Consider the following 25,649-nt stretch of genomic DNA (forward strand, 5'->3'; position numbering starts at 1 on the left):
TCGGGCCTCTTCGCGGGGCAAGCCCGCTCCTACAGGGATTGCGCCGAATCCAAAATCTGCGCAATCCCTGTAGGAGCGGGCTTGTCCCGCGAAGAGGCCGGTACAGCCAATGCAAATCGCAGGGCGCAGCCCTGCCAGCCACCCCACAAATCCGCTCGTAAATAAACAAAAGCGAGAGCGCAGCGATTCGCCTGCCGTTGCCCTGGCTGTTGATCTTGATCTTGCTTTTGATCTACCAGCGACTTCAGGAGGCCGAGCGCAGGTCTTGCGCAGGGAGGTGGAGGCCATGGATGGCCGGAAAGCGCTGAGGCCCAGGAGGGGCCGTACAGCGCGGTCCTCCCGGAGCAAGACCGGAGCGAGGGAACCCGTAGCGCAGCGAAGGGCCGTATGATGGAGCAAGCGGTTTTTGGTTACTTTTTTCCAAGAAAAAAAGTGACCCGCCGTAAGGGCGGAAGGGGCCAGATAATCCACCACATCAAATGGATAAGCCCCCAATCTCCCCCCCCAAAAATACCATCCCCCCAGGGCAATCCACGAAAGACCTTCTCGGCGCATGCCGCAAACAGACATGCCACTCGCGACATCTGGCGCGAATGAACATGCCCTGTCGTGATCTCACACCTGTGAGACGTTCTCGCATAATTTCCCCCCGTCTCACCCCGCTTAAATGGTTCACGAAATCCGCTGGCGCGTTGCTCTGCAATGCGTGTAAAACCCGATACCAGAGCGCGCTCAACGCGCCTACCCATTGTTTGCTAAGGAGTTTTTTTCGCCTACACCTGCCCGTCCTTTCCTTGTGTCAGCAAAAAGAGAACAAGATCAATGAACACCGTGGGATCTGATGGTAGTAACCTCGCGCAAGGGTTCAAACCACGTCACGTAACGATGCTGTCCATTGCGGGCATTATCGGCGCGGGGCTTTTCGTCGGCTCAGGGCACGCCATCGCGGCAGCCGGGCCGGCCACCATAATCTCTTACTTCGTGGCCGGAACCCTGGTGGTTCTGGTCATGCGCATGCTCGGCGAAATGGCCGTCGCGCATCCCGACACCGGGTCGTTTTCGACCTACGCCGATCAGGCCATCGGCCGCTGGGCCGGCTATACCATCGGTTGGCTGTACTGGTGGTTCTGGGTGTTGGTGATTCCTATCGAAGCCTTGGCCGCAGGCCACGTGCTCAACGCCTGGTTCCCGCAGGTCGACAGCTGGATCTTCGCCTTGCTGTCGATTCTCCTGTTGGCTGGCACCAACCTGTTCAGCGTGGCCAAGTACGGCGAATTCGAGTTCTGGTTTGCGATCCTCAAAGTGGTCGCCATTCTGGGCTTTATCAGCCTTGGCTTCGCCGCCCTGATGGGCTGGTTGCCCAACCGTGAAGTCAGCGGCCTGAGCACCCTGGTCGCCGAATATGGCGGCTTTGCCCCCAAAGGTTGGTCGGCGGTGATCGGCGCCTTTATCACGGTGATGTTCAGCTTCATCGGCACCGAGGCCGTGACCATTGCCGCTTCCGAATCCAGTGACCCGTCGCGCAACATCGCCAAGGCGACCCGCTCGGTAATCTGGCGGATCAGTACCTTCTACATCCTGTCGATCTTCGTGATCATCTCCATCGTGCCATGGAACGACCCACAGCTGGCGGTGGTGGGTTCGTACCAGCGTGCGCTGGAAATCATGAATATCCCCAACGCCGCGTTCATGGTCGACTTCGTCGTGCTGGTGGCGGTCGCCAGCTGCATGAACTCGTCGATCTACATTGCCTCGCGAATGATGTACTCGCTGGCCAAGCGCGGCGATGCCCCGGCACTGTTGAAAAATACCTCGAAGGTTGGCGTGCCCCGGGCGGCGGTGTTCGGCAGCACGCTGATCGGTGCGGCCATCGCGATCCTCAACTACTTTGCCCCGGCGGGCGTGTTCGAGTTTCTTCTGGCCAGCTCCGGCGCCATCGCGCTGCTGGTGTACATGGTCATCGCCATCTCGCAGCTGCGCATGCGCCGCCGCCTGGAGCGGGAGAACGCCGAGCTGAAGTTCAAGATGTGGCTGTTCCCCTGGCTGACCTGGGCGGTGATCATCTTCATTGCCGCAGCGCTGAGCGTGATGATGTACACCGAGGAACATCGCGCGGAAGTCACGGCGACGTTGAGCCTGGCGATCTTTATCTCGTTCCTGGGGATCGTCACCAACCGTGGACATGCGCGAGGGGTTGCGGCGCGCTCGGTGGGATAGCAGCCGACAATGGGCGGGGGCGTTTCGCGCCCCTTTCGCGACGCAAGGTCGCTGCCCCAGTTTGAGCTGCGCATACCATCAGGCGCCCCCCTGCCATTAAGTCTGATTCTCCCGCCAACCCCCTTCGAGGATTTCGCCTGACAAGCCGCGTACAGCTGCAGCTTGGCGATTCCTCGGTGGCGCATCGCAGTTATCTTTCCGTCGCGGACAGCCATTTAACCCGACAAATCTCGCCAAATGCTGAACGTTCGCAGCCGTCAGCGGTCAACGGCTGGGCTGGTGGCAAAAAGCCGCCATCGCATAAATATGAGCGGATAGTGGAAAATCGCCATTCGAACAGGATTCATGGGGTGTTTTCGACCCTGACTAAAGGCCTGTCATGGAGGATGTGTTGCGAGGCCTGCGGTTATCCCTTGCTCAAATGTCGCCGGTAAAGCGCGGAAATCCCAATCCGTTAACGCTTGCTCGGCCCTTGCATCATGCCCGCCTACGACTGACTCCGGCCATTCTGATCGACATGAATAGCCAAGAGGCATAGATCTAAAAGAAAGCTTCGGCCGATAATTTTCAAAGTCGTGTTCTTGTGTAGACCTCCTCACCTGAGCGTATGGGCCTGCACGGTATCGCCATTTCCTGAATTCCCCCGTAAATCAAGCCTTTAGGGCTTTAGATCGGGAGGGGTGGCTGTGCTTGAAGGCTCATTTTCATCATGACTCAAGCGTTACAGCTTGGCTCTGACGAACCTGGTTTTGACGATATGGTCAGCATCTCGATGTGCAAAAATACGTCGCGGATTGCAAGGATTGTTCCTATCTGTCAAAATTTCGGTGTTGCACCTTTCTAAGTTTTGGCTGAAAATGCTGCTCACGGAGCGAGATATGGATGAACTCGAATCAACGACCACGTCATGGGGCAGCAGGTCCAGCGAAGACGTGGATGTTCGCGCGCTACGACGCTACAACCGAATGCTTTGCGTTCTGCTGGATATCGGTGAATGGGCCTGCATTGGTCTGCTCCCCTGTGTAGCGGTCGCCGCCATCTGGCTCGTGACACAAACCAACTTTGAAAACGTCGTGTTCTATGACGGAACCGACTCGATTTGCATTTATGACGGAACGACAGGGGAAATCCGGAATGTCGAGTAAGGAAACCCAGCACGGAACCCCGAGTGGCGATGCGCCGGAGGTTCGCCGGGGCACCGATGAGGAGAAGCTGCTGGAGCTGGCGCTGGACGAAACGCCCGGGGAAGCGGCGGCTACCGTCAGGGAGGTCAAGCGTCTCCAGTTGGAGTGCCTCGACCTCAAGCGCCGTAACAAGCGTGTCTGGGGCCAACTGTTGGTGCTTACTTGTGTGTTCGGTTTGACCATTGGAGCAGTGGTTTTCTGGTACCCGAAGTACCGCTGGATTCCGACTACGGACAACCACGCAATCTGTGAAGTCTCGACGGAAAGCAATCCGCGTGTGACGCCGGCGACGTTGGCCGAGTACGCCAAGGACGCTGTCGTGAACTCATATTCCTACGACTACGTGAATTACCGTTCCAACCTCAATGCCGCAGGGGCCCGCTGGTACACGGATGACGGGCGCAAGGCATTCCTGAAGACGCTTGACGATTCGGGGAACCTGGAACGCGTCCTCAAAGGGCGAATGATCTTGCGCGCCATGGCCACTCAAGTCGGCCAGGTCGAAGAGAGCGGCGTGCTCGCAACAGGACAGAACTACTGGTTGGTGCAAGTGCCGGTTGCTATCGAATTCTACGTCGGTGGTGACCAGCAGCCGCGCTCACGCCAGGACTTCCTGGCGGCTGTAACCATTGTTCAGATCCCGGCTTCGGCCACTAACACGAAAGGGATCGCCGTCGATTCTGTTCAGTTGTCGCCGTACATCTCAAGGAAGTGACCATGAAGAAGCATCTGATCGCATCGTTGCTTGCGAGCGCTATTGCTATGCCTGTTTTTGCCAACGAGCTGCAAGACGCGCCTGCCTCCGCCGATGCTGCCGCGCAGGGTGCCGCGTCGCAGGCAAATGAAGCGCCGCCGCTGCCGCCCATGAACGGTCTGGGTCGGCAGGTGGCCAGCAGTGCTCAAGTGGTCTACCCACGCCCGGAAGATGTCGTCAACGAGACGATTCAGGATGTGCAGGACTCGCAACTGACCGCTGCACAGCTGGAGTTGGTCAAAAAGCTCTGGCTCGAGCGTGAAAAACAGAAGGCCACGCCCTACGTCAGCCCGGCCAAGCCCGTGACTCGCACCCTGGCCCTGGACCTTGATCCAGGTGTGTCCCCGCCCATTGTTCGCCTGAGCAAAGGCCAGCAATCGTCGATTGTGTTCTCTGACTACGCCGGGCAGCCGTGGATGATCCAGAACGTGTCGATCAACCGCGAGCTGTTCAGCGATGGGCGCGAGCGTGGCGCTGGGCAGGGCGGGCAGGCGGGCAATGTCGCGCCCACCAACATCCTGACCCTCGACCCAGCCACTGCTGCGGCCTACGGCAACGTGACGGTCACTCTGCGGGGGCTGTCCACCCCGATCATTCTGATTCTGGCTGCCGGCCAGGAAGAAGTGGACATGCGCGTGGATGCCAAGGTGCCAGGGCGCAACCCTGACGCCGTGGCCAGGGTTGCCCTGATGAACATGCCGAGCATCGACAATGCGCTGACCTACTTCCTGGACGGCGTACCGCCAAAAGAGGCGCAGCGCTTGAGGGTCACCGGGTTGGATGGCGTGGAAGCCTGGAGCTATCGCCAGAACATGTATGTGAAAGCGAAGGCTGACGCTCAATACCCTGCGTACACCAATGCTGCGCGGAGCACGACTGGCGTGGCCGTCTATCGCTACGCCGGTTTGCAGAACAGCGTCACGTTCACGACCGGTGGGCAAGCCGTTACCGTCTTCATCGAGCAAGGGAATCTGCAATGAGTGAGAACAATACACCGTCGAGTGACGCCGGCTTTGATGAAGAGCACGAATCCCTGGTAGCTGATCGCGACGAGTCTTCCGACGGACAAACCAACAAGACGCGCAAATCTCACGAGATGCAGCGCAATCTGCAGGCCGTGTTCGGCTCCGGTGTCGGCAAGGTCTCGCTGATTGCTGCTGGAGTCGTCGTGGTTGCCTTGGGAGCAATGGCTTACAACGGCATGACGTCCAAGGACGAACCGGTCGGCAAGACGGCCCAGGTCGATGTGCCGCGAGCCCCGCAGCCAGAGGTGTCGGTCGACCCGATTTCTGCAGCCGAAGCAGAGCGCCGCAATCAGCGAAGCTCCCTGGAGGCTCAGCAGGCCGCTGAGCGCGGCATGTCGTATCAGCCAGGCTTCGATCCGAACATCGTGGTGTCCACCGGCAGGGATCACGCTCTAGACGAGACTGTCCAGTTCAATGTGCCTGGCCAACCGTACAACACTGCGAGTCAGCAGCCGCCGATCTATGTCGGTGCGGGGCAACCGCCGCGGGATGCTGCGGCCGGTACCCAGGGCGCTCGGCAGCAAGGTGGCGCGGCCAACGCCCAGGCGGATGAGCAGGAACGCAGACGCCTGGAGGAAGAGCTGAAGAAGGCCCAGCAAGAGCGTGACGCCTACGTCACCGAGCTGAAGAGTGAAACACTCAAGTCGATCAAGCAGCTGATGGGCGAATCGGAAAGCGCCAAAGGATTTGCTGAAAAAAGCAGTTTCAGCACGGTCAGCTACTACCCGGCAGAGCGCAGTGTGGCCAACGACAGTGGCGGTGCAGCACGCACCGCCAAGACCGAGAAAGACCGCAACGGCATCGAGGCGGTGGGTGACACCGACCGAGCCATGCTGATCAAGACCGGCACGATCATGTATGCCACGCTCGATGCGGAGGTCAACACCGATGACGGCGGCGATGTGCTGGCAACCATTCGTGGTGGCAAGTGGAACGGCTCCAAGCTCATCGGCAAAATCGAGCAGGCGCCGGATAACATCCGCGTCAAGTTCACCATTCTTGCACCGCCTGTGAACGACACGCGGCCGACCATGCGCATCAGTGCGGTGGCGCTTCGCGAAGACGATGCCAAGCAAGGCATTGCCGAGACGAAGGATCACCACACCATGGAGCGCTACTTCGCCCTGGGCGCTGCCTCCCTGCTGTCTGGCTACGGCCGGGCCTATCAGCAAACTGCGGGGACGACGGTCATCAGCCCAAGTGGCGTAGTTGCCCAGACCACCACCGAGCCCTCCTCGAAGCAGGTCATCGGTATGTCGGTTGGCGAGATGGGGACATCGATTGCGTCGGAAGTGCGGCGTGGATTCAACCGCCCTGCAACCTACGCGACGCCTGCGAACAAGGGCTTCGGCCTGTTCTTCCTGCAAGACGTTCACGATCAATCTCGATAAGGAGTTCGACATGAAGAACTGGTCGTTCGGAAAACTTTTAGGCGTATTTGCCGGCAGCTTTGTGGCCCTCATCATCATTGCCGTGGTCGTTATCAAGACGACCTCGTCACCCGCGACCAAAGCCAAGCGCGTCGCGCAAGCCCAGGCGCAAGCTGCGCAGGGGCCGCGGATGGACGTGCTGAGCATTGAGTTGGCCAAGTCCAAGGAGCAGGCGCAAGCCGCCCTCCAGGCCCAGCAGAACAGTGAAAAACAGCTGAAGATCGTGCGCCAGGAATCCGAGCGCAATACCCAGCTGCTGCTGCGTCAGATCAATCAGCTGGATAGCACCATTGCCGGTCTGAATCAGCGCATGGACACCTTCGAGGCGAGTCGTCAGCGCGTCGAGATCGTCAAGCCGCCGCGCAAGGCACCGGTACAGAATCAGGCTCAGGGGCTGGCCAAGAACGCTCACCCCATCCCGCAATCGACCGGCTACAAAGTGCAGGCGGTGGTCGGCCACCGGGCCTGGGTCCAGAGCGGTGATCGCGAAGACAGCGTGAAAGCCGGTGACCCATTGCCCCCGGTTCGTCGCGAGCTGAAAGTGCTCGCCGTAGATCGTGACAGCGGAATCGTGGTCACCACACCCGCTCTTTAAACAGGGAAGTATTCATGGCAGCCGGATATGCCGATCTAGTAGACGTGATGGTCAACATCGGGAAAGTTGTCCCGACGGCGATTATGATGTGCCAGGGAATTGCCGCGCTGATCGGGCTTTACCTGACCGCGTCCGCCCTCGTGGAACTCTGGGGTGTGACCCACGATAACGCATTGAAGTATGTTGCCGGGCGCCAGCGTTTTTCCGTTGGCTCGGCCTGCGTGCAATTGGTTATCGGCTCTATTCTGCTGGCCATCGGCACATTGGAATGGATGGGCATCATGTCGCGAACGCTGACCGGCGATTATGCCAATTCGCGCATGTTGTCCTACTCCTCTTCCGGGAGCACCTTACAAGCACAGGCGCAACTGGCAACACTGGCCTTGCTGGGCATCATGCAGGTGGTCGGTTTCATTGCCATGGTGAAAGGCTGGTTGACGGTCAACGGCTATTACAACAATCAAACTCAAGCCGGCCTCGGCACTGCCAGTGGGTGGATTATTGGCGGCATCCTGGCGTGGAACTTCAAATGGTTCAGCGATGTACTCAACAACACGATCGGATTCAATCTGGTTGGACTTTTCACGCCGTGGTCGTAACGGCTTTTCGATATATGAAACCCAAGGAGCGTCACTCATGAAAGCACTGAAAACCCTGAAAGCTGCTTACGATTCGGCCAAAGTTCGCGCAATCACTGCTGCAGTAGGTGTCCTGGCAGCCCCGTCGGCCTTCGCCATCAGCAAGACCGACCTGACCCAGGATACTTCCGGCGGCAAGACTGCCAGCGATGTCATGACCAACATCGACGACACAGCTCAGGGCGGTGCCACGCTGCTCATCTCCCTGGTGTCGATTGGTGGCTTCGTGGTCGTGGCCATGTCCCTGTACACCCTGTGGAAAGCTTCCAAGGACGAGCGTGAAAAGCCGCTGTCCGCCATTGTCGGCCTGTTCATCGGCGGCCTGATGGCGGGTGTTGGCACCGTGATGTGGATCATGCGCAACACCACCGTCGGTTAAGGCTGGGCGTCGCTGACCGTAAGGCGGGGCGCAAAGCCCCGCATTCTCAACACCGTTTCGGGGATTTCAGACGTGAGCGAGCAACCCTCTGCTGGTAACCAGGCAGTCGATATCCCCACCCTGGCAAGCGGCTATGTCAGCCGAACTGCCAACCAGCCAGTCTTCGGTGTACGCCGGCCACTTTGGCGCTCCGACGATGCTCCAGGCAAACTTCACGGTGAAGCGAATGCCAAACTTCGCACGTCTGTGTTGCAGCGGGATAACTACACCTGCCGCTTTTGTGGTTTCAAATCGGCCAAGTATCAAGAGCTGCATGCACTGGACGGCAACGTCGACAACTGCACCAAAGAAAACCTGGTCACTGCCTGCAACCTGTGTCGCCAAGTGCATCACCTGGGCGCCTGCGCAATGAACAGTTCGGGCTTTTTCGTCGCCGTGCAGGAACTGACGCAGACAGAAATCAACAACATTGCCCGCTGTATCTATGTCAATGAGCTGTTAGGTGATGCGGCCGTCAATGACAAACTTACCAGCCTGCTCGCCGCGTTCAAGTTTCGTGGCAGTGACTCGCTCAAAGAAGTGTTCGGCGGTGAAGTCATCACCGTCCTGGGTGTAGCGGAAACACTCGCGAGCAAGAGTCTTGTCAGCGACGAAGAATACGCCAGGCGCGGTGAATGGCTGGCGCCGCTGCGCCTGTTCCCCACCAAGAACGCCTTCAAGGACGGACAGCTTGAATATTACGCGGAACATAACCGCGCGCTGTTTTTGCCGGGCAATTGGTCCGCATTGACCGGCCAATTAATGAAGAATTTTGCTTAATGCACCAGACCGCAGAGCTGATCAGCCTCGCCGTTGAGAAGGTTATCAAGGGAGAACAAGGAAATGTTTAACAAACTCGAGGCGGTGATCCTGACGGTTCTGAGCCAGCTCAAGGCAGACGTGCAGGACTATTGCGATCTTGAGACGGTCGATGGCGGCCAATCGATCGTCGCCAACGACGGTTCGCTGGCGTCCATCGTCCGCTTCAATGGCACCAAAAGCGTGCTCGGCCGCGAGCAGTTCGAACGCCTCGTGAGCCTGTTGGAAGCCTCTCTGGCCGTCTACTTCAAGGTGCGCGGGCATCATCTGCAGATTGTCTTCAGTCGCGATCTGGATGCGACCGCGCCGCTGGAGCAGAACGCCTTGCAGCAGTCGGCTACCGCTGAACGCCTGAGTTTGAATGTCCGTCACCTGATCAATGAAGGTGTCAGAAAGTACGCCCAGTATGTGTATGACGAAGAATGCTACCTGGTGTTCTGGTCGCGACCTGCGTTGCTCGACCAGACCGAACGGACAATGGCCCGGGAAGCCACCAATGAGTTCAGGAAAGCGTCAGACTGGCCAGCAACCGCTGATGCGCAGAACCTGCTGCGGCCAATCTCCTACCTCAAGGATCGTCATCTTTCCTTCGTGGCGAAGATTACCGAGGACCTGACTTCTCCCGAGTTCGGCTGCTCGGCGGATATCCTCGACGTCAGTGAAGCGATTCGCGCGATCCGTGCCAAGGTCAATCCGGACATCACTCCGCGTACCTGGAAGCCCTACATCCCGGGCAGCGCGATCCCCATGCGGTGGAAGACCAACGACCGCAGCGATGACAAATCGGAGTTCATGTTCCCCACGCTGCCCAGCCAGATCATGGTCACCTCGGGCGAAATTGGCAGTGGGCAGCGCTCAAGCCTGCTCCCGGACCCGACCAGTGTGCGGGTCGGATCGCGCGTTTATGCGCCCTTGCTGATGTCGATTCCGCCGGCAGAGCCGCAGTATTTCAATACGCTGTTCAACAGCCTCAACCGTGCCGAAACCCAGGAAAACGGCGTGTCGCGAGCGCTGCCGTATTCGGTGTCGATCATGCTGTCCTCCGATGGCATGAGTGTGCTGGCCTGGAAAAGCCTGTTTGCCCAACTGTTGTCGGTCACCTCCGAACAGAACCGCAACATCAACCTGGCCACCAAAGAGCTGCGTGAGCGGGTGCGCGACGGTGAGTGCATGGTCAAGCTGCAAGTGGCCGCGATGACCTGGTCCAGCCCTGACGAGAAAGGCGTGAAGGAGCTTGCGCTGCGCAAGTCGAAGCTCTGGCGCACCCTGGAGGCGTGGGGCCAGCCGGTGTTCATCGAGCGTACTGGCAACCCGATGCAGGCGTTCCAGTCCAACTGCCTGGCCTTGACCACCAAGCACCTGGGCAACCCTGCTGCAGCGCCACTGGGCGATGCGGTGGCGATGCTGCCGTTGACCCGGCCTGCTTCGCCGTTCCAGGAGGGCTCGACCATCTACCGCAGCCTGGACGGCAAGATCCTCAAGTATCAGCGTTTCTCGTCCCAGCAGACCACCTGGATCACCTTGATCGCCGGCAAGCCGGGTTCGGGTAAATCGGTGTTGATGAACAACAACCATTTTGAATCGTGCCTGATGCCTGGCCTGACCGGCCTGCCCTACATCGGCATTACCGATATCGGAATTTCCTCGTCCGGTTTCTGCGACCTGGTTCGCGACAACCTGCCGCCCAGGCTGCATCACCTGGTGGTGTACAAACGTTTGCAGAACGCCCGCAAGGACTGCATCAACCCGTTGGATACGCCGCTGGGCCAGCGTTACCCGCTGCCGAAGGACCGCGAGTTCAACAAGAACTTCCTGACCATTCTGGTGACGCCGCCCGAGCGCGAAAAGCCTTACGAGGGGATGAGCAACTTCGTTGGGCGGATGGTCGATCTGGCCTACCGGCGCAAGGACGACAAGATCGAGCGGGCCAGCCCGGAGACCTACAAGCCAGGCCATAACGATGTGGTCGACACCGCGGTGGCGCAGTTGGGTTTCCGCATTCTGCCCGCCACCACCTACTGGGAACTGGTCGATGCGATGTTCGACGCCGGCATGGTCTATGAAGCAGAGGTAACCCAGCGCTATGCGGTGCCGACCCTCAATGACCTGGTGGCGGTGGCGTCGACCGAAGAAGTGCGCGCCGAATACGAAGGCTCTGGTGAGGTAGGGCGCAGCCTGGTCGATGCCTTCATCCTCGGCATTCGCGAATCCGTTGGCGACTTCCCGGTGTTCTCCGACCACACCCGCTTCGACGTGGGCAGTGCCCGTATCGTTGCCCTCGACCTGCAGGACGTGGCGCTGCAGGGCTCGGCTTCGGCCAAGAAGCAGACGGCCCTGATGTACATGATCGCTCGCCAGTGTTTCATGAAGAAAGTGGCCTTCTCCAAAGAGGACTTCCCCTTCTTCACCGAGAAATACCTGCCGTTCTACGAGCGCCTGGTGGCCGATCTGGTCGACGAATACAAGGTCATGTGCATGGACGAGTTCCACAAGACCGGCGGCCATTCCGGGCTTCAGGAGCAGATGCAGACCGACGGCCGCGAGGCGCGTAAATGGAACATGGAAATCATCCTGGCCTCCCAGCTGATGGAGGACTTTGGCCCCCTGACAAAGATTGCCACGGCGACGTTCATCCTTGACTCGGGCACCAAGGAAACCCGCGACTGGCTGAGAAAGAACATCGGCCTTTCCGATACCGAAGAACATGCGCTGGTCAATTTCGTCCACGGTGCGAACAAGCACGGGTGTACCTTCCTGGCGCGTTTCGAGACCAAGAACGCCAGTTACAGCCAGCTGTTCACCATGTCTGCCGGGCCGATGCGGCTCTGGGCGCTGACCACCACCGCCGAAGACCGCAAGCTGCGCACCATGCTCTACGAGCACATGCCGCGCCCGGATGCGCTGGCGTTGCTCGCCCGACGCTTCCCGTCAGGGGGCTGCAAGGACATGGTCGAGCGGCTCAAGCGCGAAACGTTCAAAGACGTCGAGTTCGTCGATGACGACATGGAACAGTCCGTGATTGCGCGGATCGCCAAGGACTTGGTCGCTGACTACATCAGCGCCAGTGCATTCGAAGACGTGGTTTAAGGGGGCGACAGATGGCTCAGTACAAGGGCGCATCCCGTCAGCATGAAGTCAGCAGCAGCCGGCGGCGCAAGGATACCCGTCTCGCCGGGCAGCGCTTCAGTGACTTCTTTCAGTCCGTCGACGGTGCGGTATTCGGTACGTTCGCGTTGCCGATCCTGGCCCTGATCTTGATCAAGGTGCCGTTCTCGGGCGAGCTGCTGTTGCTCCTGGCCTGGGCCTTCAAGCGCAAATTCGTGGCGGTGGAAAACCGCGCGTTTGACTTCCCGTACCGGGTGCCAAAGCTGGCGGACGTCAACGACGGTTCCTACAAAGGGAAGAAGAAGGGCGAGGGCGTCACCCTCTTCGGCAACGACCTGGAGAGCAAAGAGCAGATCTACGCTGGCGACAGTGACCTGCGCACGCACCAGCTGGTACTCGGCACCACCGGTTCCGGCAAGCCCCAGCCCAAGCACGCCAAGGTGCTCACGCCGCAGGGCTGGGTCAGCATGGGCCAGCTCAAGGTGGGCGACAGCGTGTCTACCCCGGATGGCAAGCAGGCCGCTGTGCTGCGGGTGATCGAACAGGGCGTTCAGCCGATCTGGACCCTGGCCACGCGCGACGGCCGCCGTGCCCAGGCCACCGGCGACCACCTCTGGCGAGTGCTCAGCCGCGAGCCGGACGGCACTGAACAGGCCCATACCGTGACCACCGATGCCATTCGGGCACTGATGGCGCGTGGCGTCGTGGTGATGCTGCCCAAGGTGCGCAAGAAGCGCGGTACGGCCAAGTTCGACGGTTGGGCAGAAGTCTGGAAAGTCACCGCTGCCGGCCAGGCGCAGTGCCAGTGCATCGAGATCGATCACCCGCACCACCTGTACATTACCGACGACAGCCTGGTCACCCACAACACCGAGCTGTTGCTGGGGATCGTCTTCAACGCACTGGTGCAGAACACCGGCTTCATCTATGTCGACGGCAAGGGCGACCCCAAGCTGCAAAAGGAGATCTTCCGCCTGTCGCGCTACCTGGGGCGCGAAGATGACCTGTTGATCATCAACTTCATTACCTCCGGCCGCGACTTCGTCGAAAAGCAGGTCGATAAAGTCACCAACAACATGAACATGATGGGCAACACCTCGTCAGGCATGTTGATCGAGCTGATCGTGTCGCTGATGGATGACTCGGGCGGTGGCGGCGACATGTGGAAAGGCCGCGCGATCATGTTCGTGGCGGCGCTGACCCGCCCGCTGACGTACCTGCGCGACAAGGGCCACATCAACCTGTCGCCAGAGAAGTACCTGGAGTACTTCGAGCTGAACATCATCGAAGAGCTGGTCTGGGAGCATGACGGCAAGTACGGCGACATGTTCGATGTCATCGTCGCGCCGTTGCGCTCGTACCTGCTGACCCTGCCGGGCTATCAGAAAACCAAGCTGAAGAAGCAGGAAACCAAGACCCTCGAGCAGCACGGTTACATCGTCATGCAGCTGGGGCGGATCTTCAACGACCTGACCTTCAACTATGGGCACATCTTCAAGACCCGGGTCGGCGATGTCGATTTCTACGATGTGGTGATCAATCGCCGGCTGCTGGTGGTGCTGCTGCCGGCACTGGAGCGTGCACCGGACAGCATGCGCATGCTTGGCAAGATGATCGTCGGCAGCATCAAGCAGATGATGGCCGGCTGCCTGGGTAACCGGGTCGAAGGGGTGGTGCGCGAAATCATCGACAGCCGCCCGACGGGTTCGCAGTTCCCGTTCTATACCATCCTCGATGAATACGGCTATTACGCCGTGGTCGGCTTCGCGGTGGCACCGGCGCAGGCACGAAGCCTGGGCTTCAGCGTGACGTTCGCCGCGCAGGACTTCTCTTCGCTGAAGAAGTCCAGTGCCGAAGAAGCTGATGCCACCTGGGAAAACACCAATATTCGCGCGGTTGGCCGACTGACGTCGGGTACCGAGTCCGAGACCTGGCGGCGCGTGCAGGGTGCGGCGGCTGAGTCTTCGCAGGCCATGGTCGGTAACTTCGAGCGCTCGCCAGGCGGCGCCAACGACAAGCTGCGCCAGTCCGACAACATCGCCATCGAGCAGCGCAGCCGGCTGAACTACGACGATGTTGCCATGCAGGAAAACGGCGAATTCACCTTCCTCATCGGCAAGAAATCGCAGAACGGCAAGACCGGTGGCGTTGCGCTGATCCGCGGCCTGGGTTTCTACACCGCTGGCCCGGCGCCGAAAGAAATGCGCATCAACGATTTCATCCCGGTCGAGCCGCCCGAGCCGTCGGATCTGCCGCAGAGCAGGGAGTCGCGCAAGGCGTTTGTCGACAGCCTGAAAGATGGCTCATTCGCCAAGCGGGTGCGCTCGGTGGTCAAGGGCGACCCCACCTTTGCCCGGATGCACAGCGTCTTCGAACATAACTATGCAGATCCGGACCGGCCTGTGCTTGGCCGCCTGGATACCTCGTTCGCTGTGCTCGGGGCGTACCTGACGGGCGAGCTGCAGAAGCCGCGTGCCGCTGCGCCGCTGCCGGAAACACCAGCGCCTGCAGTCGTGGCGCAGGTGGTGGCTGCACCCGCGCCCACCCCGCCGCCGCACGACCCGCTGAGCCCGGCGGCGATCGAAGCGAGCCTTCTGGCTGTGGCTGACCTGCTCGGGAGTATGCCGGTGGCCCCGGTGGTTGCGGCTACAGAAGAACAGTTGCCGGACGATGCCGGGGTGGGCGAATTGGCAATCGCCGATCCGCAACAGTTGCTCGACATGCAGCTGATGGCTGCCGGTGAGGGCTTTGAGTCGCTGTCCGACAAGTGGGCGGCTGAAGAGCGGATCAAGAACACCTGTGATGCCATCAGCCGCGAAACGGCCTACACCCTGTCGGCCGAGCCTGAAGCGCTCGGTGTGGCAGGGATGCGCAAACAACTGGGTGAGCTGGATGCACACTGCCGCACGTTGATCGAGGGGCAGCAGGACAGTTAAGCGGCTGACCATTGGTCGGCCGCCGTGAGATAGATTTGTCATAAATTGACGACGATATAAATCTGACAGATAATCAAAAACTAGAATTTCTGCATGCTATGGTGAGGCGATGGGGCTGTTCAGCACAGGGAAGAAAGTAGCGAAGTACGCGTTCATCAAAATGCCGATGGCGGCGTTGGGCGTGAATCAGCTGCGTATGGGCAACCAGCACATCAAGGCGCTGTGGCAGTCGAACTTCAGCCCCGCCTGCCCAGAGTGTGAGCGGGGTGTGCTGCTCAAGGACGAGGGCGATCACCAGGAGCTTGAGCAGAGCCCGAGGGGCAAGATCCGCGTGCTGCACAGCTGGGGCTGCAACAACTGCGATTTTGCCTTGTTCGAAGAAGATGACGTCAAGAAGGTCCGTGACCACGCTGCACGCTATCGCAACGAACGGGTGAAAGAGCAGCTGACCACCATCGAGCGCGACGAGATCGAGCGCATCGCGCGCAACCATCGCTTGCATTCCAGGGCGTTCTTCATCGCCAGCGTGCTCGCCATGCTTGGTTTTGTTTACATGCTCGCCAGCGGCGCGGGCATCATGGTTGCCTTGAACTGGCTGTCGATCGGCTTCGCGCTGTGGGTGTTCGGCATGAAGAAGTCCTACCGCAGCTGGCAGGTCTCGACAGGGCAGTTGTTTGTCGACGGTGCGTTCTGGTTCTGGTTCCAGCATCAGAAGTGGATCATCTGAGCATGGCCGGCACGCACTTGTACCGCGTATTCATCGCGCTGACGCTGTGGCCCGCGCTGGTCCAGGCGGACGACTTCTATGCCGTGCGCCCGGCCGATATCGACTGTGTCGTCCAGGCCGCTCAGCGCCAAGGGGTTCCTGCCAACGTGCTGCTGGCGATTTCCAGCAAGGAAGGCGGCAAGAACGGACAAAGTGTCTCGAACACCAACGGCACTTCCGACCTTGGCCACTTCCAGATCAACACCACCCATTGGGGCCCGAAAGGCGTGTTCGCCTCGTACCCGGCCATTACCAAATCCGATGTCGCCTGGCGCGGCTGTTACAACGCGGAATTGGCGGCCTGGCTGCTGCGCCAGAAGCTCGACGAAAACAACGGTCAGGATTTCTGGACCCGCGCCGCCAATTACCATTCCCGTACCCGGAAATTCAACGATATCTACAAGAAAGACCTGATCCCGCTCGCGGTGAAATGGGGAAAGTACCTCGAACAGCAGCGCCACGCCCAGTACGTGGTCAGCTACCAGTAGAACAGGCCGCCGCAGACTGCCCGCAGCGTTTGGGCGCAGGGTCATGCCGGGTCGATCAGAATTACAACTTCAGGAGTTTTACATGAAAGGAATGCTCATGGGTGCGCGCTGCAGCCAGGTAGGCGGCGTGCTGCTGGCGTTGGTTGCGCTGGGCGGATGTGCAAGCTCTGCCAAACCCACCACCGATGACACCGAGGCCTTTGCCAGCCGGATCATTGCCGACAAGGTGGCCGTGGCGGTCAACTCCCAGCACAACTATGTATCGTCGCTGACGGCTGACCGGGTCAAGGCCGCTTCCAGGCAGGCTGCGGTAGACACCGACCAGGTCGATATCGACTTCATCGGCAAGCCCCAGGAGCTGCTGCAGACGTTCGCCCGCCGCTATGGCTACGCCTATGTCGAGAGTGGCAAGCGCGTCGACCTCAAGCCCATCAACATCTGGGTGCGCAAAGCGACGCCGATCAACGTCCTCAAGGATATCGCCGTGCAGATCGATACCGGCGCCGATGTCGTGCTCGACAAGAGCACCAATACCCTGCGCCTGATCTACAAGCCGGTACCTCTGGCTGTGGGGAGGGGCTGATCATGGCGATGGACATGCCCCCGATGACCCTCGAAGACGCCGAGCGCCTGTATGACAAGCCTGCCTACGTGCAGCAGCAGGCTGATAACGGTGATGCCCGGTCGGCCGTCGAGGCCATGCGTGACGAGAAGAACCAGGCGTCGGCGGCCCGCGGCGAGGCCATCCTCGATGCGGCGTTGCAAGTGGGGGTAAAGGCCGGCCTGGCGTGGCAGCTCACCAACATCAACAAGGCCCTGAAGTCGCGCGAGCGTGAGTTCGATACCGTATACGACTTCAGCGGCCTGATGATCCAGGACCGTGTCGTGCCGCCGGTGATCACCGAGGCGCGCCACCTGTACAACCAGGACGGTGACTACACGCTGCGTCTTTCCGGCGCGTCCTACAAGATCGAGTCGCAAGCGCGCTTTTCCTCGGTGCCGCCAAGCTGGCGCGAATACCTGAGCTTCCCGCTGCCCGCCATGGACCGCACGTCTCTGGTGTCGGCGCTGATGCCGCGCTCGGACGAGGAAGAGCGGGTATGGAAGCTGGCCGTGCGTGACGGTTGGAAACAAGGTGTCGAACAGGCAAACCTGATGCTGACCTATGGCTTCGACCGGATGAACCGCGATATCGATGGCATGCGCCGGTTCAGCGAGTTTGCCCGCCACGGCCAGATCACCATGCCGATCATTTCCGGTGCCGCGATCCCCGTCACCAAAGAGGGGCAGACGATGGCGGTGGACGAAACCTTGCTGCGCATCACCGCCTTGCCACAGTTCAATGAAAACATGAGTGCCTGGCGCAGCTCGATTGCAACCTCGACGGTCGCCAATCCTGTGCGCCGGCCGGCACCCGCGCGTGCAGCCAGCCCGGCAGCGGCGCCCGGCGTTGCCAGCCAGCCAGGTGCGGCCAAGGCCTTTGCCGCACCCGGCGGTGGTGAGCTGCGCGCCCAGCCTGCGGCCAGTGAAGGCCGGCCGCAATGAAGCAGGACTTTCATGATGACGTGATGATGCTGGAGCCGGGTGCCCTGATCGAGCGCCTGGAGCGGCTGACCAGTTATGAAGACCCGTTTCGCTTCGATCGTCCTGAGCAGTTCAAGGCGATGATGCTGGAAACCCTGAGCCATGGCGTCAGCGACATCTTCATCCAGCCCGCATTGCCCGTCGTGGTGAAGAAATACGGCCGGCTGTATGGGGTCACCCGGCGTGCGCTGGATGTCGGTGAGGTCAACGAGCTGCTCAAGATGGCCGCCAACCGCGACACGGCCACCACCGACATCGTCTCCGGCACCGCGGTCAACGAGCGCTACGAATTGTTCGACCCGCAGCGCAAGGATGCCCGCGGCGCGCGCCTGCGTTACGCCTACCGGGTCAACGCCTCGCCCATTGCCTGCCATGGCGATACATCGTGCCAGATTGTCATCCGGGCGATTCCTGACGACCCGCCACGGATTCAGGACGTTGGCCTGAGCGAGGAGATCGTGAGGATGGCCACGCCGCGTGACGGTATCGTCTATATCGCCGGGGCGACGGGCCATGGCAAGACGACCACCTTTGCCGCCATCAACCGCTTCATTCTTGAAAATGACACGCCGATCAAGGGCAACCTGATCAGCCACGAAGAACCAATCGAATTCACCTACGAAAAGATTCAGAGCAAGCACTCGATCTTCGTTCAGTCGCAAATTCCTACGCACTTCAAGGATTTCTACCGGGCCAACCGCGAGGCCATGCGGCGTGCGCCCGGCCTATGTGTGATCGGCGAACTGCGTGACCAGGAAACCATTCGCGCGGCGGTCGAATTGTCGCTGACCGGCCACCCGGTGTTTGGCACGGTCCACGCCAAGGACGTCGCGGCGATCATGCGCAGGATGATCTCGCGGTTCCCCGAGCAGGAACGGGCGACCGCGATTTACGACCTGGTCGATACCAGCCGGTTCATGATGGCGCAGAAGCTCGTGCCCACGGTCGATGGCAAGCGCACAGCGGCCCGGTCCTGGCTGAGATTCACCGAGCAGGTACGCGACACCTTGATGGACTTGACCGACATGGGCCGGGTAACCCAGCGGGTCGCCGAATTCGTCCGCGAGGAAGGGCATACCTTTGCCGCCGAAGCGGATCGCTTGCTCGCGGCGGGTCTGATCAGCGAGTCGACCGCCCGCGATCTGCGCCACGGTTGAGCCGGGAGCGTCCTGTAATGGCATTGCAAGCGAGAGTTGGGAGGGGTTATGGCAAAAGGTCGATATCACTGGAGCAGAAGCGCGCCACCTGCACGTTTTTTCGTGATCAACGCAAGCGCCGCCTTGCCTTGGTTGATGTTGTTGCTGGTGCCGGCGTTGTGGAAGTTTCTACTGCCGTTGGCGCTGTGCATGACGTTCGCGTTGGTCTACATCGAGGTCGTGAAGAAAATGACCGTGCGGGCGGTGTTTCGTCAGGCCGGGGTTTTCCTGGTAGGACGAGTGCGTACCACGCACAACATTCTCAGAGAGTTGGTCAGGTAGAAAACAGTATGCACAAGGCCGGCACATTTCTTTGCGGCGTCGAGGGTGTGAAGGCATTTTCGGCGCAAGGAGGCGTTGAATGAAGCAACAAGGAGGAGGGCAAAGAAGCTTCACCTGGGATGACCCCGCAGTGCTCATCGGCATCATCCTGGTGCTGTACCTGGGGGGCTGGGGCCTGTGGTACTTCGCCCACGACAAGATTGCGACCGCCTACGTCTACGTCCGTTACGTGCAGCTATGGCTGTTGAGCGTCATTGGCGACTTCGCCACGCTTCCGGGGATCTCTGCGATCAATCAATGGGTCGGGCGGATGTGTTCTCCGGACGGCATCGTCGGCGCTTGCCAGCGTGATTTTTCGACGGTGGCATGGAGCGAAATCACCTCGTCTTCGCTGGTCATCAACGGTTTCTTGCTGGTGCTGATGGTGATTCTGTCGGTGCGCATGTTCATCCGCATCAACAAGACTCACCCCAAACTCAAATTCACCAAGACGCATAACATCAAGAGTTATGTGCAAGAGAGCAAGGCGCAGTACCCGCACCTGCGCATGTTCGCGGAGCTCGACCTGATTGCCCAGCCGCTCGACCATCCGGTATTCGGCATGTCGCAGACGTCTCGCCAGTTTGTCTATGAGCATCTGTTGATCAGTGGCTGGGCGGAGCAGGCGGACCGGACCTGGGCGCCTACCCTCGATCGGGAAAAGGCCACCGAAGTGATGCGTCGTCAGTTGGGGCAGCACTGGACCCGGGTGGGCAACCTGTCTCCCGCCGAAACCCTGCTGGTGGCTATTGCGCTGCCCCGGGTGGTGGCGACGGATGCCTCGCTGGATGACAGTGCGTTCAAGGCGGCCATGGCCGACAGTGACTACATGATTGCCTGGTGCTGGGATCAGTTCAAGGCTCCTTCAGGCAAGGGCAGCAAGGGCAGCAAGGGCGCGCCAGATCCTCATGCGTGGTTGAAACCTGAAGTGCCCCTGGAAGTGCCACGGGCGATCATTCAGAAATACATCAAGCACCCTAACGCCAGCGCCATTCTGCACGCCCACGCGTTTGTCAGGACGATCATCTTCGCCATGTTCTTCCAGGCCCGGCGCCTGGGGGTGCTGCCACCTGCGGAAATGCGCTGGTTGCGCTTCTTCGACCGCGACATGTGGTACGCCCTGCAGACAATCGGCCGCCAGGCGGGCTTTCCGGAGGCGCCGGGGATCCTGTCGCATTTCCTGTACGAGTGCAAAGCGGGGGTATCGCTGGCCGAACCTCAGCTCGACAAGGCGGTTAACGGCCTTGAGCAAGCGATGTCGGCGTACAAGTACCTGGAGGCCGACAAGCAGCGCTACGAGGCGGTGCAACTGCAGAAGCATGCTGCAGCCCAGGCGGCAGCGCTTGAGCAAGGCGTGTCTTGACGCTGCGGCGATGAGCGCATTGCCACTATCAGGGTCATCTCAAAAGATGGCCCTTTTTTGTTTTTTTGGTGCCAAGATCTACTTTTTTGTTAGAATACGGTCGTATTGGATTATTAATAAGGACATCGAGCCATGAAAGGTGTGATTGCAAGACCTCTAGCCGTGTTGGCGGCGCTTGCGGCGGGGGTTTCCGCCGCCCATGCCGACCCTGCTCAAACGGCAGACCTCTCTTCCTTCATCACCGCTCAAGGCGCCGTTGCGGCTAACCCTGCACAGCAGTCGCTCGATGACCTGACAGCGCAACGGGTATCGCGCTATGGCCGCATCGTCGACGCCCGCCCGGTCGGCCTGGGCGGTTTGACCGCGTGGACCGTGGAAAAGAACGGCCATCAAGTGGTGCTGTTCAGCACGCCGGATTCCTCCGTGCTGTTCACAGGGGTGGCCTGGAATGCTGAATCGGGCGCGAACATTTCCGACGCCTTCCTGCCGGGCGCGGCCCGTGCTGCCAGCCCTCGCCCCGCAAACCCGCCAGTCGCCGCCGCGCCGGTTGCACGCACCGCGCCGCTGATGTCGCCGGTGGAGTCCCCGAACGTGCGCGAGGCTGCTGCCATGGACGGTAAATTCCAAGGCACGGTACCCGAATCGATGAAGACAGTGGACTCACTGGCCGGCGTCAAGGAGGGCGATGGCGGCATCGGCGATACCGTCTACATCATCATCGACCCACGCTGCCCGTACTGCAGAGAGGCGTACAACCTAACAAGGGCTTACGCGGCAAAGGGCCATACCATCAAGTGGATTCCGTCCGCAGCGCTGGGCAACCCCGCCGAGGGAGTGCCGCTTGCCGCCACGATCCTGCAGGCCAAGGACAAAGGCACACTTCAGCGCGTGCTGGGCAAGCATGAGCAGATTCGCTCCGAGCCATCGCCGGAGACGGTCGAGCAACTGAGTACCAATCTGGCGTTTTTGTACGCCGCGTTCGAAAACAATGGCAAGGAGCAAGCGGGGGTGCCGGCTGCCTTCTTCGTCGACCACCGCACAGGGAAGCCAAAGATGATGACGGGTCTTTCCCAAGCCGTCGTGCTTGAAGACATCTTTGGAAAACTTTAAGGAGCAAAGTACATGAAAGCCAAAGCCCCGAACTTCGAGTTCGACCCCAGCATCCGTATTTTTAGCGCGGGCCAGCACCTGTTGGTAGTGTTCGACAGCCAAAGCCCACATGACGCGCAGCGGGCCACCCGGACCGTGCGTATTCCCAAGGCGTTCAAGCAGCTTTCCCTGGTCGTCAGCGGTTTCGATGTGGCCGAGGATGACGGCCATCAGCGCGCGCTGAAGGGGGCTGCCAGCCTGGCGATCGAAGAGGATGCCGGGGCGCTGTCGCACTACGAACTGGCTGCCCTGCAGCTGATGTTCCATGCCGACACGGATCGCAAGGGCTCACTCACCCACATCGACCCGGCACTGGTTGCCTACAAGGTGCGCCAGGCCCTGTCGGAATGCCTGAACGATGCCCTGAACGACTACTTCCAGCGCGACGAAGCTGAGCGCGTGGGCGCGCATGCGGAGGCCTTGCCGCCCGTTGCAGTCGGTGCTCCGTACCCCGCGGCAGCGCCCCAGCCCTCACGCAAGGCTCTGCGCGAGCAGGCCGCCAGCGATGCGGCGCGGCAGGACAAGTCGCGCCGGCGCAAGGCGGTGCTGGCGTGGGTCGTGCCACCAATTTTGGTAATTGCAGTATTGTCGACTCTGTCACATCTTGCTTCCACTCAGTCGCCGATTGAAAATGCTGTCGCGCAGCAGATGGCGAACGATCCCGAGTCGATCAAGGCACAGGTGGAACTGACCAAGCAGACGCTTCAGTCCATGGGGCTTGACCCAGGGCAGGGCGGTGATCTCGGATGTTTGGCACCGCAATGATTTCCGTTGCACCCATCTTCGCTGCTATGCAGTTGCCGAAGGAGGATCTTTTCCAGGATTGGAGATGAGCAGCCAAGGCCGACCACGCCTTGCGCTGCTGTTCTGCTTGAGCGGTTGTTCTGCGCCGCCGGCACTTGAAGACTAATTTGGATTGGAAAATCTTAGGTACGTATATGCGACCAGCGAATGAAGTGAAAGACGGGGCGAAATTATTGTCGCTTGCCCAAGGCCTGAGGTCGTTGCTGGTCCCCTCGCCGGATGTACTGGCAGACACCGTCAAGGAGTTGCACCCCCTGGTCAACTTGTCGGACAAGGTGCTGCCGTTGAAGTCGTATTTCAACATGGTCCAGGACATTCAGCGGACCAAGCACACCCACGCCGCCATGCGCGCCGCTGATCAGGCGCTGAGCCGCGAAGTCATTCAGCAAGGTGTGTCGCGCAAGCTCTGCACCGAAGACATCTTCATGGTGGCCTGTTCCTTCCTCGAAGTGGAAATTGCCAAGCAGGGCTCGGTGTACTACCTGAGCGGCGAGTCGCCCGACTTCAAGGAAACCAAGAAGAACCGCAACCCGCTCGACCTGTCCGACGAGGTCGTGCTGAAAAACCTTTCCAGCGGCCTGGCCCGCCCTGACACCGATCGCGGTGCGGTGGAACGAGGGCAGATCGACAGTGGCTTCAACCACCTGGTGCGGTTGAACCAGCTACATAACCTGATGCTGGAAAGTGTGCGGTTGATGAAGGCGGATGAGCGCCTGACCAAGGTCGATATCCGCAAGAAATTCAACATTTCGCACACGGATTACGAGCGCATGATGTCGATGGCGCGCCGTTCGGGGATCATTTCGTTCCGCAACCGGAAAAAAGACCCTTCCAACTCCTACACCTTGCGCAATGACAACCATGAGCGTGTTTCCGAGCATGCGAAGAACTTCGGCCACACGCCGCAGAAGATGTTGAACAAGATCCTTGATGACTTCTTCGGCATGTTGGAAAAACGCAAAAAACACGAGGACTGAGATCGATGGGTATCCAGGGCCAAACGGATGTGGGGCCGGCCATTAGCGCAGAAGAGCGGGCACGGGTAGCGCGGGCTGCCAGGCAGGTCGTGGCCTACGCCAACTTTCTGCGGTGGACGGCGAACTTCAAGCGGGACGAAGTGCTGCGTCATCCCAATCACGATCAGGTCATGCTGCTTTCGCCCATGCAAAGTGGGCGTTTCAGTTTTGCGCTGGAGGGCAACACCCTGTACGTGGGGGTTCAGCCGTTCGAGGCGGCCTGGGCGTCGTTCATGCCTTTTCAGGCCGCCTACGTGTCCGATCGCCTCTACCTGTCGGTCGAGGGCGTCAACTTCATGGACGGGCGCATGCCGCCGCTGACCCTTGGCATTTTCGTCGACGAGAGCAGCAAGCGCGCGCTCATGGCTCGCGCCGAGTTCGTCCGGTTCGTGCAGGTAAGTGTTCGTGACGGCTACGTGGTCGAGGTCGGTGAGCCCTGTGGCGAGCCGATCGAGATGCGCTCTGGCGATGTGGTGCGGCAACTGCAGGACACCCGGCAAGCCAAGGTTAAACAGCAAGATATGGGGCGGTTCTTCTGAGCGCGCCCATGCAGATTTTTCAAGTAAGGATACGAGCATGATCAAGTGCAAACTCATCCTGCCTGTTCTGGCCGCTGTGGCTATGGCGGGCTGTGTAACCACCGAGCAGATGCCGGACGGGACGACCAAGATTCGCTTTTCGGATGAGGCTGTAAGTTCGCTGACCTCGATGATGCCAGCTGGGGTTGTTACCGGGGTCGCCAACGGTACGGGAGGTAGCGGGCTGGATCTGGTGCCAACGCGCAATCCGGCTCGGAGTGGGCAGTATCTCTACTTCAACGGCCAGTATGATTACGAGTGTGCCGCTGCTCTGCTCTACAGTGCCAAGTCAGGGCAATCAATGGACGCGGAAACCAGCAGCAAATGCCGTCAGCGCTACTTTAGCAGGCAGCAGGAGCTGAAGATGGCGGGTAAGCCCTACGACAGGGCCGCGCCGGCCTACGACGCCTATAACCCGCCCGAGGCGTACTGGGCGACGTTGACGGGGCGAACGACCAGTCAGCTGGCTGCGATGGAGCAATTCTCGACGCGCTTCACAGGCATGCCGCGTATTGATCGCGCTGGGAACATCTCGATCATCGTGGGTTTTCTGGGGGTAGCGAAGGGGCAGCACACCGCCTTGGTCACCACGCCTGAGCGTACACCGGTTGCCATCAATGATGCGGGTTTCGAGGCGCAGATGCGCTCGAAGGCGGCAAGGCTAAACGCCCGTGGTAGCGAAATGACCTCGTGCGATGCGGTTCTGGCGTATCACTCGGCCGTCGATAAGGGGCGTCGCCCTGCAGGCGTGCGCGCCAGCGACTATGCGCGGTATGAAGTGCGCTTCACAGTGGCGTCCATGGGCTGCCAAGATAGCCTTTACCAGCTGAAGGCTGCTTCGCGCTGATTGTTGCTTTGGTGCAATTGCGGACAAGAGCCGGAACAGCTCCGGTTTCTTGTTCGCGCTCAGGGGGCCATGTTCCAGGTGTCGTTCGACGCTGCTACTGACTCATTGATACCTGAGGTGTGTGCGTCTGCGTCGCTCAGCCAATCCTTACTCAAGTTCGCCTGCTGGGCTGCGTGCTCGAACGCAAACTCACGCAGCAGAATCGCGTCTTCGATGGTGGTCACAAGAGCGGGGGTTGCAGCTCCGTATTCACTGAGCAGCGTTCGAGAGGCTTCAGGCGGAAGCTGGTTGATCGCGCTACGCAGGTCGCGACCGTGGTCAGCCAGCACGGGCTGCTTGGCGATGACGACTTCCGCCGATTGAGAAGGGAATACGGATGCTGTGAAGCTCTGGAAGTCCTGTGCGGTCGGCATGGC

Annotated in this window: 24 protein-coding genes; 23 read left to right on the forward strand and 1 reads right to left on the reverse strand. The window is 60.1% G+C overall.

The annotated features are described in order from the left end of the window. Positions 1–822: 822 nt before the first annotated feature. The 23 genes from gabP to J3B00_RS05340 all read left to right on the forward strand — a co-directional run bounded on the left by gabP (position 823) and on the right by J3B00_RS05340 (position 25,233). On the forward strand, positions 823–2,217 hold the full coding sequence (gene gabP, locus J3B00_RS05230) for a GABA permease (RefSeq protein WP_209865018.1): 1,395 nt from the start codon (positions 823–825) through the stop codon (positions 2,215–2,217). 878 nt (positions 2,218–3,095) lie between these two features. Beyond that, entirely contained in the window at positions 3,096–3,362 is a 267-nt protein-coding gene (locus tag J3B00_RS05235; RefSeq protein ID WP_209865022.1) for a hypothetical protein, read from the forward strand. Further along, positions 3,352–4,116 (forward strand): DotI/IcmL family type IV secretion protein, encoded by a 765-nt coding sequence (locus J3B00_RS05240; protein ID WP_209865025.1) that lies wholly within the window; start codon positions 3,352–3,354, stop codon positions 4,114–4,116. The genes J3B00_RS05235 and J3B00_RS05240 overlap by 11 nt, the downstream gene beginning before the upstream one ends. Before the next feature lie 2 nt (positions 4,117–4,118). Then, positions 4,119–5,135 (forward strand): DotH/IcmK family type IV secretion protein, encoded by a 1,017-nt coding sequence (locus J3B00_RS05245; RefSeq protein ID WP_209865029.1) that lies wholly within the window; start codon positions 4,119–4,121, stop codon positions 5,133–5,135. Beyond that, entirely contained in the window at positions 5,132–6,571 is a 1,440-nt protein-coding gene (locus tag J3B00_RS05250) for a DotG/IcmE/VirB10 family protein (protein WP_209865033.1), read from the forward strand. Before J3B00_RS05245 ends, J3B00_RS05250 begins: the two co-directional genes overlap by 4 nt. A gap of 10 nt (positions 6,572–6,581) precedes the next feature. Then, entirely contained in the window at positions 6,582–7,205 is a 624-nt protein-coding gene (locus tag J3B00_RS05255; protein WP_209865035.1) for a hypothetical protein, read from the forward strand. 14 nt (positions 7,206–7,219) lie between these two features. Further along, a complete protein-coding gene (locus J3B00_RS05260; RefSeq protein WP_209865038.1) occupies positions 7,220–7,804 on the forward strand; it encodes a type IV secretion protein DotIE in 585 nt (194 codons plus the stop codon). A gap of 37 nt (positions 7,805–7,841) precedes the next feature. Beyond that, the gene (locus tag J3B00_RS05265; RefSeq protein WP_209865042.1) at positions 7,842–8,222 is read left to right on the forward strand and encodes a hypothetical protein; all 381 of its coding nucleotides are present in this window, start codon (positions 7,842–7,844) and stop codon (positions 8,220–8,222) included. A 72-nt stretch (positions 8,223–8,294) separates the two neighbouring features. Then, the gene (locus J3B00_RS05270) at positions 8,295–9,041 is read left to right on the forward strand and encodes an HNH endonuclease (protein ID WP_209865046.1); all 747 of its coding nucleotides are present in this window, start codon (positions 8,295–8,297) and stop codon (positions 9,039–9,041) included. A gap of 63 nt (positions 9,042–9,104) precedes the next feature. Next, complete coding sequence (locus J3B00_RS05275; protein ID WP_209865049.1) at positions 9,105–12,167, forward strand: type IV secretion protein DotO; 3,063 nt, start codon at positions 9,105–9,107, stop codon at positions 12,165–12,167. 11 nt (positions 12,168–12,178) lie between these two features. Beyond that, on the forward strand, positions 12,179–15,121 hold the full coding sequence (locus J3B00_RS05280) for a TraM recognition domain-containing protein (RefSeq protein WP_209865052.1): 2,943 nt from the start codon (positions 12,179–12,181) through the stop codon (positions 15,119–15,121). 181 nt (positions 15,122–15,302) lie between these two features. Further along, complete coding sequence (locus J3B00_RS05285) at positions 15,303–15,848, forward strand: hypothetical protein (protein ID WP_209865055.1); 546 nt, start codon at positions 15,303–15,305, stop codon at positions 15,846–15,848. Positions 15,849–15,850: 2 nt separating this feature from the next. Further along, positions 15,851–16,375 (forward strand): transglycosylase SLT domain-containing protein, encoded by a 525-nt coding sequence (locus tag J3B00_RS05290; RefSeq protein ID WP_245362491.1) that lies wholly within the window; start codon positions 15,851–15,853, stop codon positions 16,373–16,375. Between the two features lie 82 nt (positions 16,376–16,457). Then, complete coding sequence (locus J3B00_RS05295; protein ID WP_245362492.1) at positions 16,458–16,958, forward strand: DotD/TraH family lipoprotein; 501 nt, start codon at positions 16,458–16,460, stop codon at positions 16,956–16,958. A gap of 14 nt (positions 16,959–16,972) precedes the next feature. Continuing rightward, positions 16,973–17,920, forward strand: coding sequence for a type IV secretory system conjugative DNA transfer family protein (locus tag J3B00_RS05300; RefSeq protein WP_245362493.1), 948 nt, complete (start codon positions 16,973–16,975; stop codon positions 17,918–17,920). Next, entirely contained in the window at positions 17,917–19,116 is a 1,200-nt protein-coding gene (locus tag J3B00_RS05305; RefSeq protein WP_209865059.1) for an ATPase, T2SS/T4P/T4SS family, read from the forward strand. Before J3B00_RS05300 ends, J3B00_RS05305 begins: the two co-directional genes overlap by 4 nt. A 102-nt stretch (positions 19,117–19,218) precedes the next feature. Beyond that, positions 19,219–19,437: a hypothetical protein gene (locus J3B00_RS05310; protein ID WP_209865062.1), complete on the forward strand. Its 219-nt coding sequence runs from the start codon at positions 19,219–19,221 to the stop codon at positions 19,435–19,437. A 79-nt stretch (positions 19,438–19,516) separates the two neighbouring features. Continuing rightward, entirely contained in the window at positions 19,517–20,839 is a 1,323-nt protein-coding gene (locus J3B00_RS05315; protein WP_209865065.1) for a type IV secretion protein, read from the forward strand. A 132-nt stretch (positions 20,840–20,971) separates the two neighbouring features. After that, positions 20,972–21,949 (forward strand): hypothetical protein, encoded by a 978-nt coding sequence (locus tag J3B00_RS05320; RefSeq protein ID WP_209865068.1) that lies wholly within the window; start codon positions 20,972–20,974, stop codon positions 21,947–21,949. 12 nt (positions 21,950–21,961) lie between these two features. After that, positions 21,962–22,753 (forward strand): hypothetical protein, encoded by a 792-nt coding sequence (locus tag J3B00_RS05325; protein WP_209865071.1) that lies wholly within the window; start codon positions 21,962–21,964, stop codon positions 22,751–22,753. 212 nt (positions 22,754–22,965) lie between these two features. After that, positions 22,966–23,769: a hypothetical protein gene (locus J3B00_RS05330; RefSeq protein WP_245362494.1), complete on the forward strand. Its 804-nt coding sequence runs from the start codon at positions 22,966–22,968 to the stop codon at positions 23,767–23,769. A gap of 5 nt (positions 23,770–23,774) precedes the next feature. Continuing rightward, positions 23,775–24,347 (forward strand): hypothetical protein, encoded by a 573-nt coding sequence (locus tag J3B00_RS05335; RefSeq protein ID WP_245362495.1) that lies wholly within the window; start codon positions 23,775–23,777, stop codon positions 24,345–24,347. Between the two features lie 37 nt (positions 24,348–24,384). Further along, positions 24,385–25,233 carry a hypothetical protein gene (locus J3B00_RS05340; protein ID WP_209865077.1) on the forward strand — a complete coding sequence of 283 codons (849 nt, stop codon included), beginning with the start codon at positions 24,385–24,387 and terminating at the stop codon, positions 25,231–25,233. A gap of 59 nt (positions 25,234–25,292) precedes the next feature. On the opposite strand, the gene J3B00_RS05345 is transcribed toward J3B00_RS05340, so the two are convergent. Further along, positions 25,293–25,646 (reverse strand): hypothetical protein, encoded by a 354-nt coding sequence (locus tag J3B00_RS05345; RefSeq protein WP_209865082.1) that lies wholly within the window; start codon positions 25,644–25,646, stop codon positions 25,293–25,295. Between the last annotated feature and the right edge of the window lie 3 nt (positions 25,647–25,649).

This window comes from Pseudomonas sp. BP8 (assembly GCF_017875955.1).
Taxonomy (GTDB): domain Bacteria; phylum Pseudomonadota; class Gammaproteobacteria; order Pseudomonadales; family Pseudomonadaceae; genus Aquipseudomonas.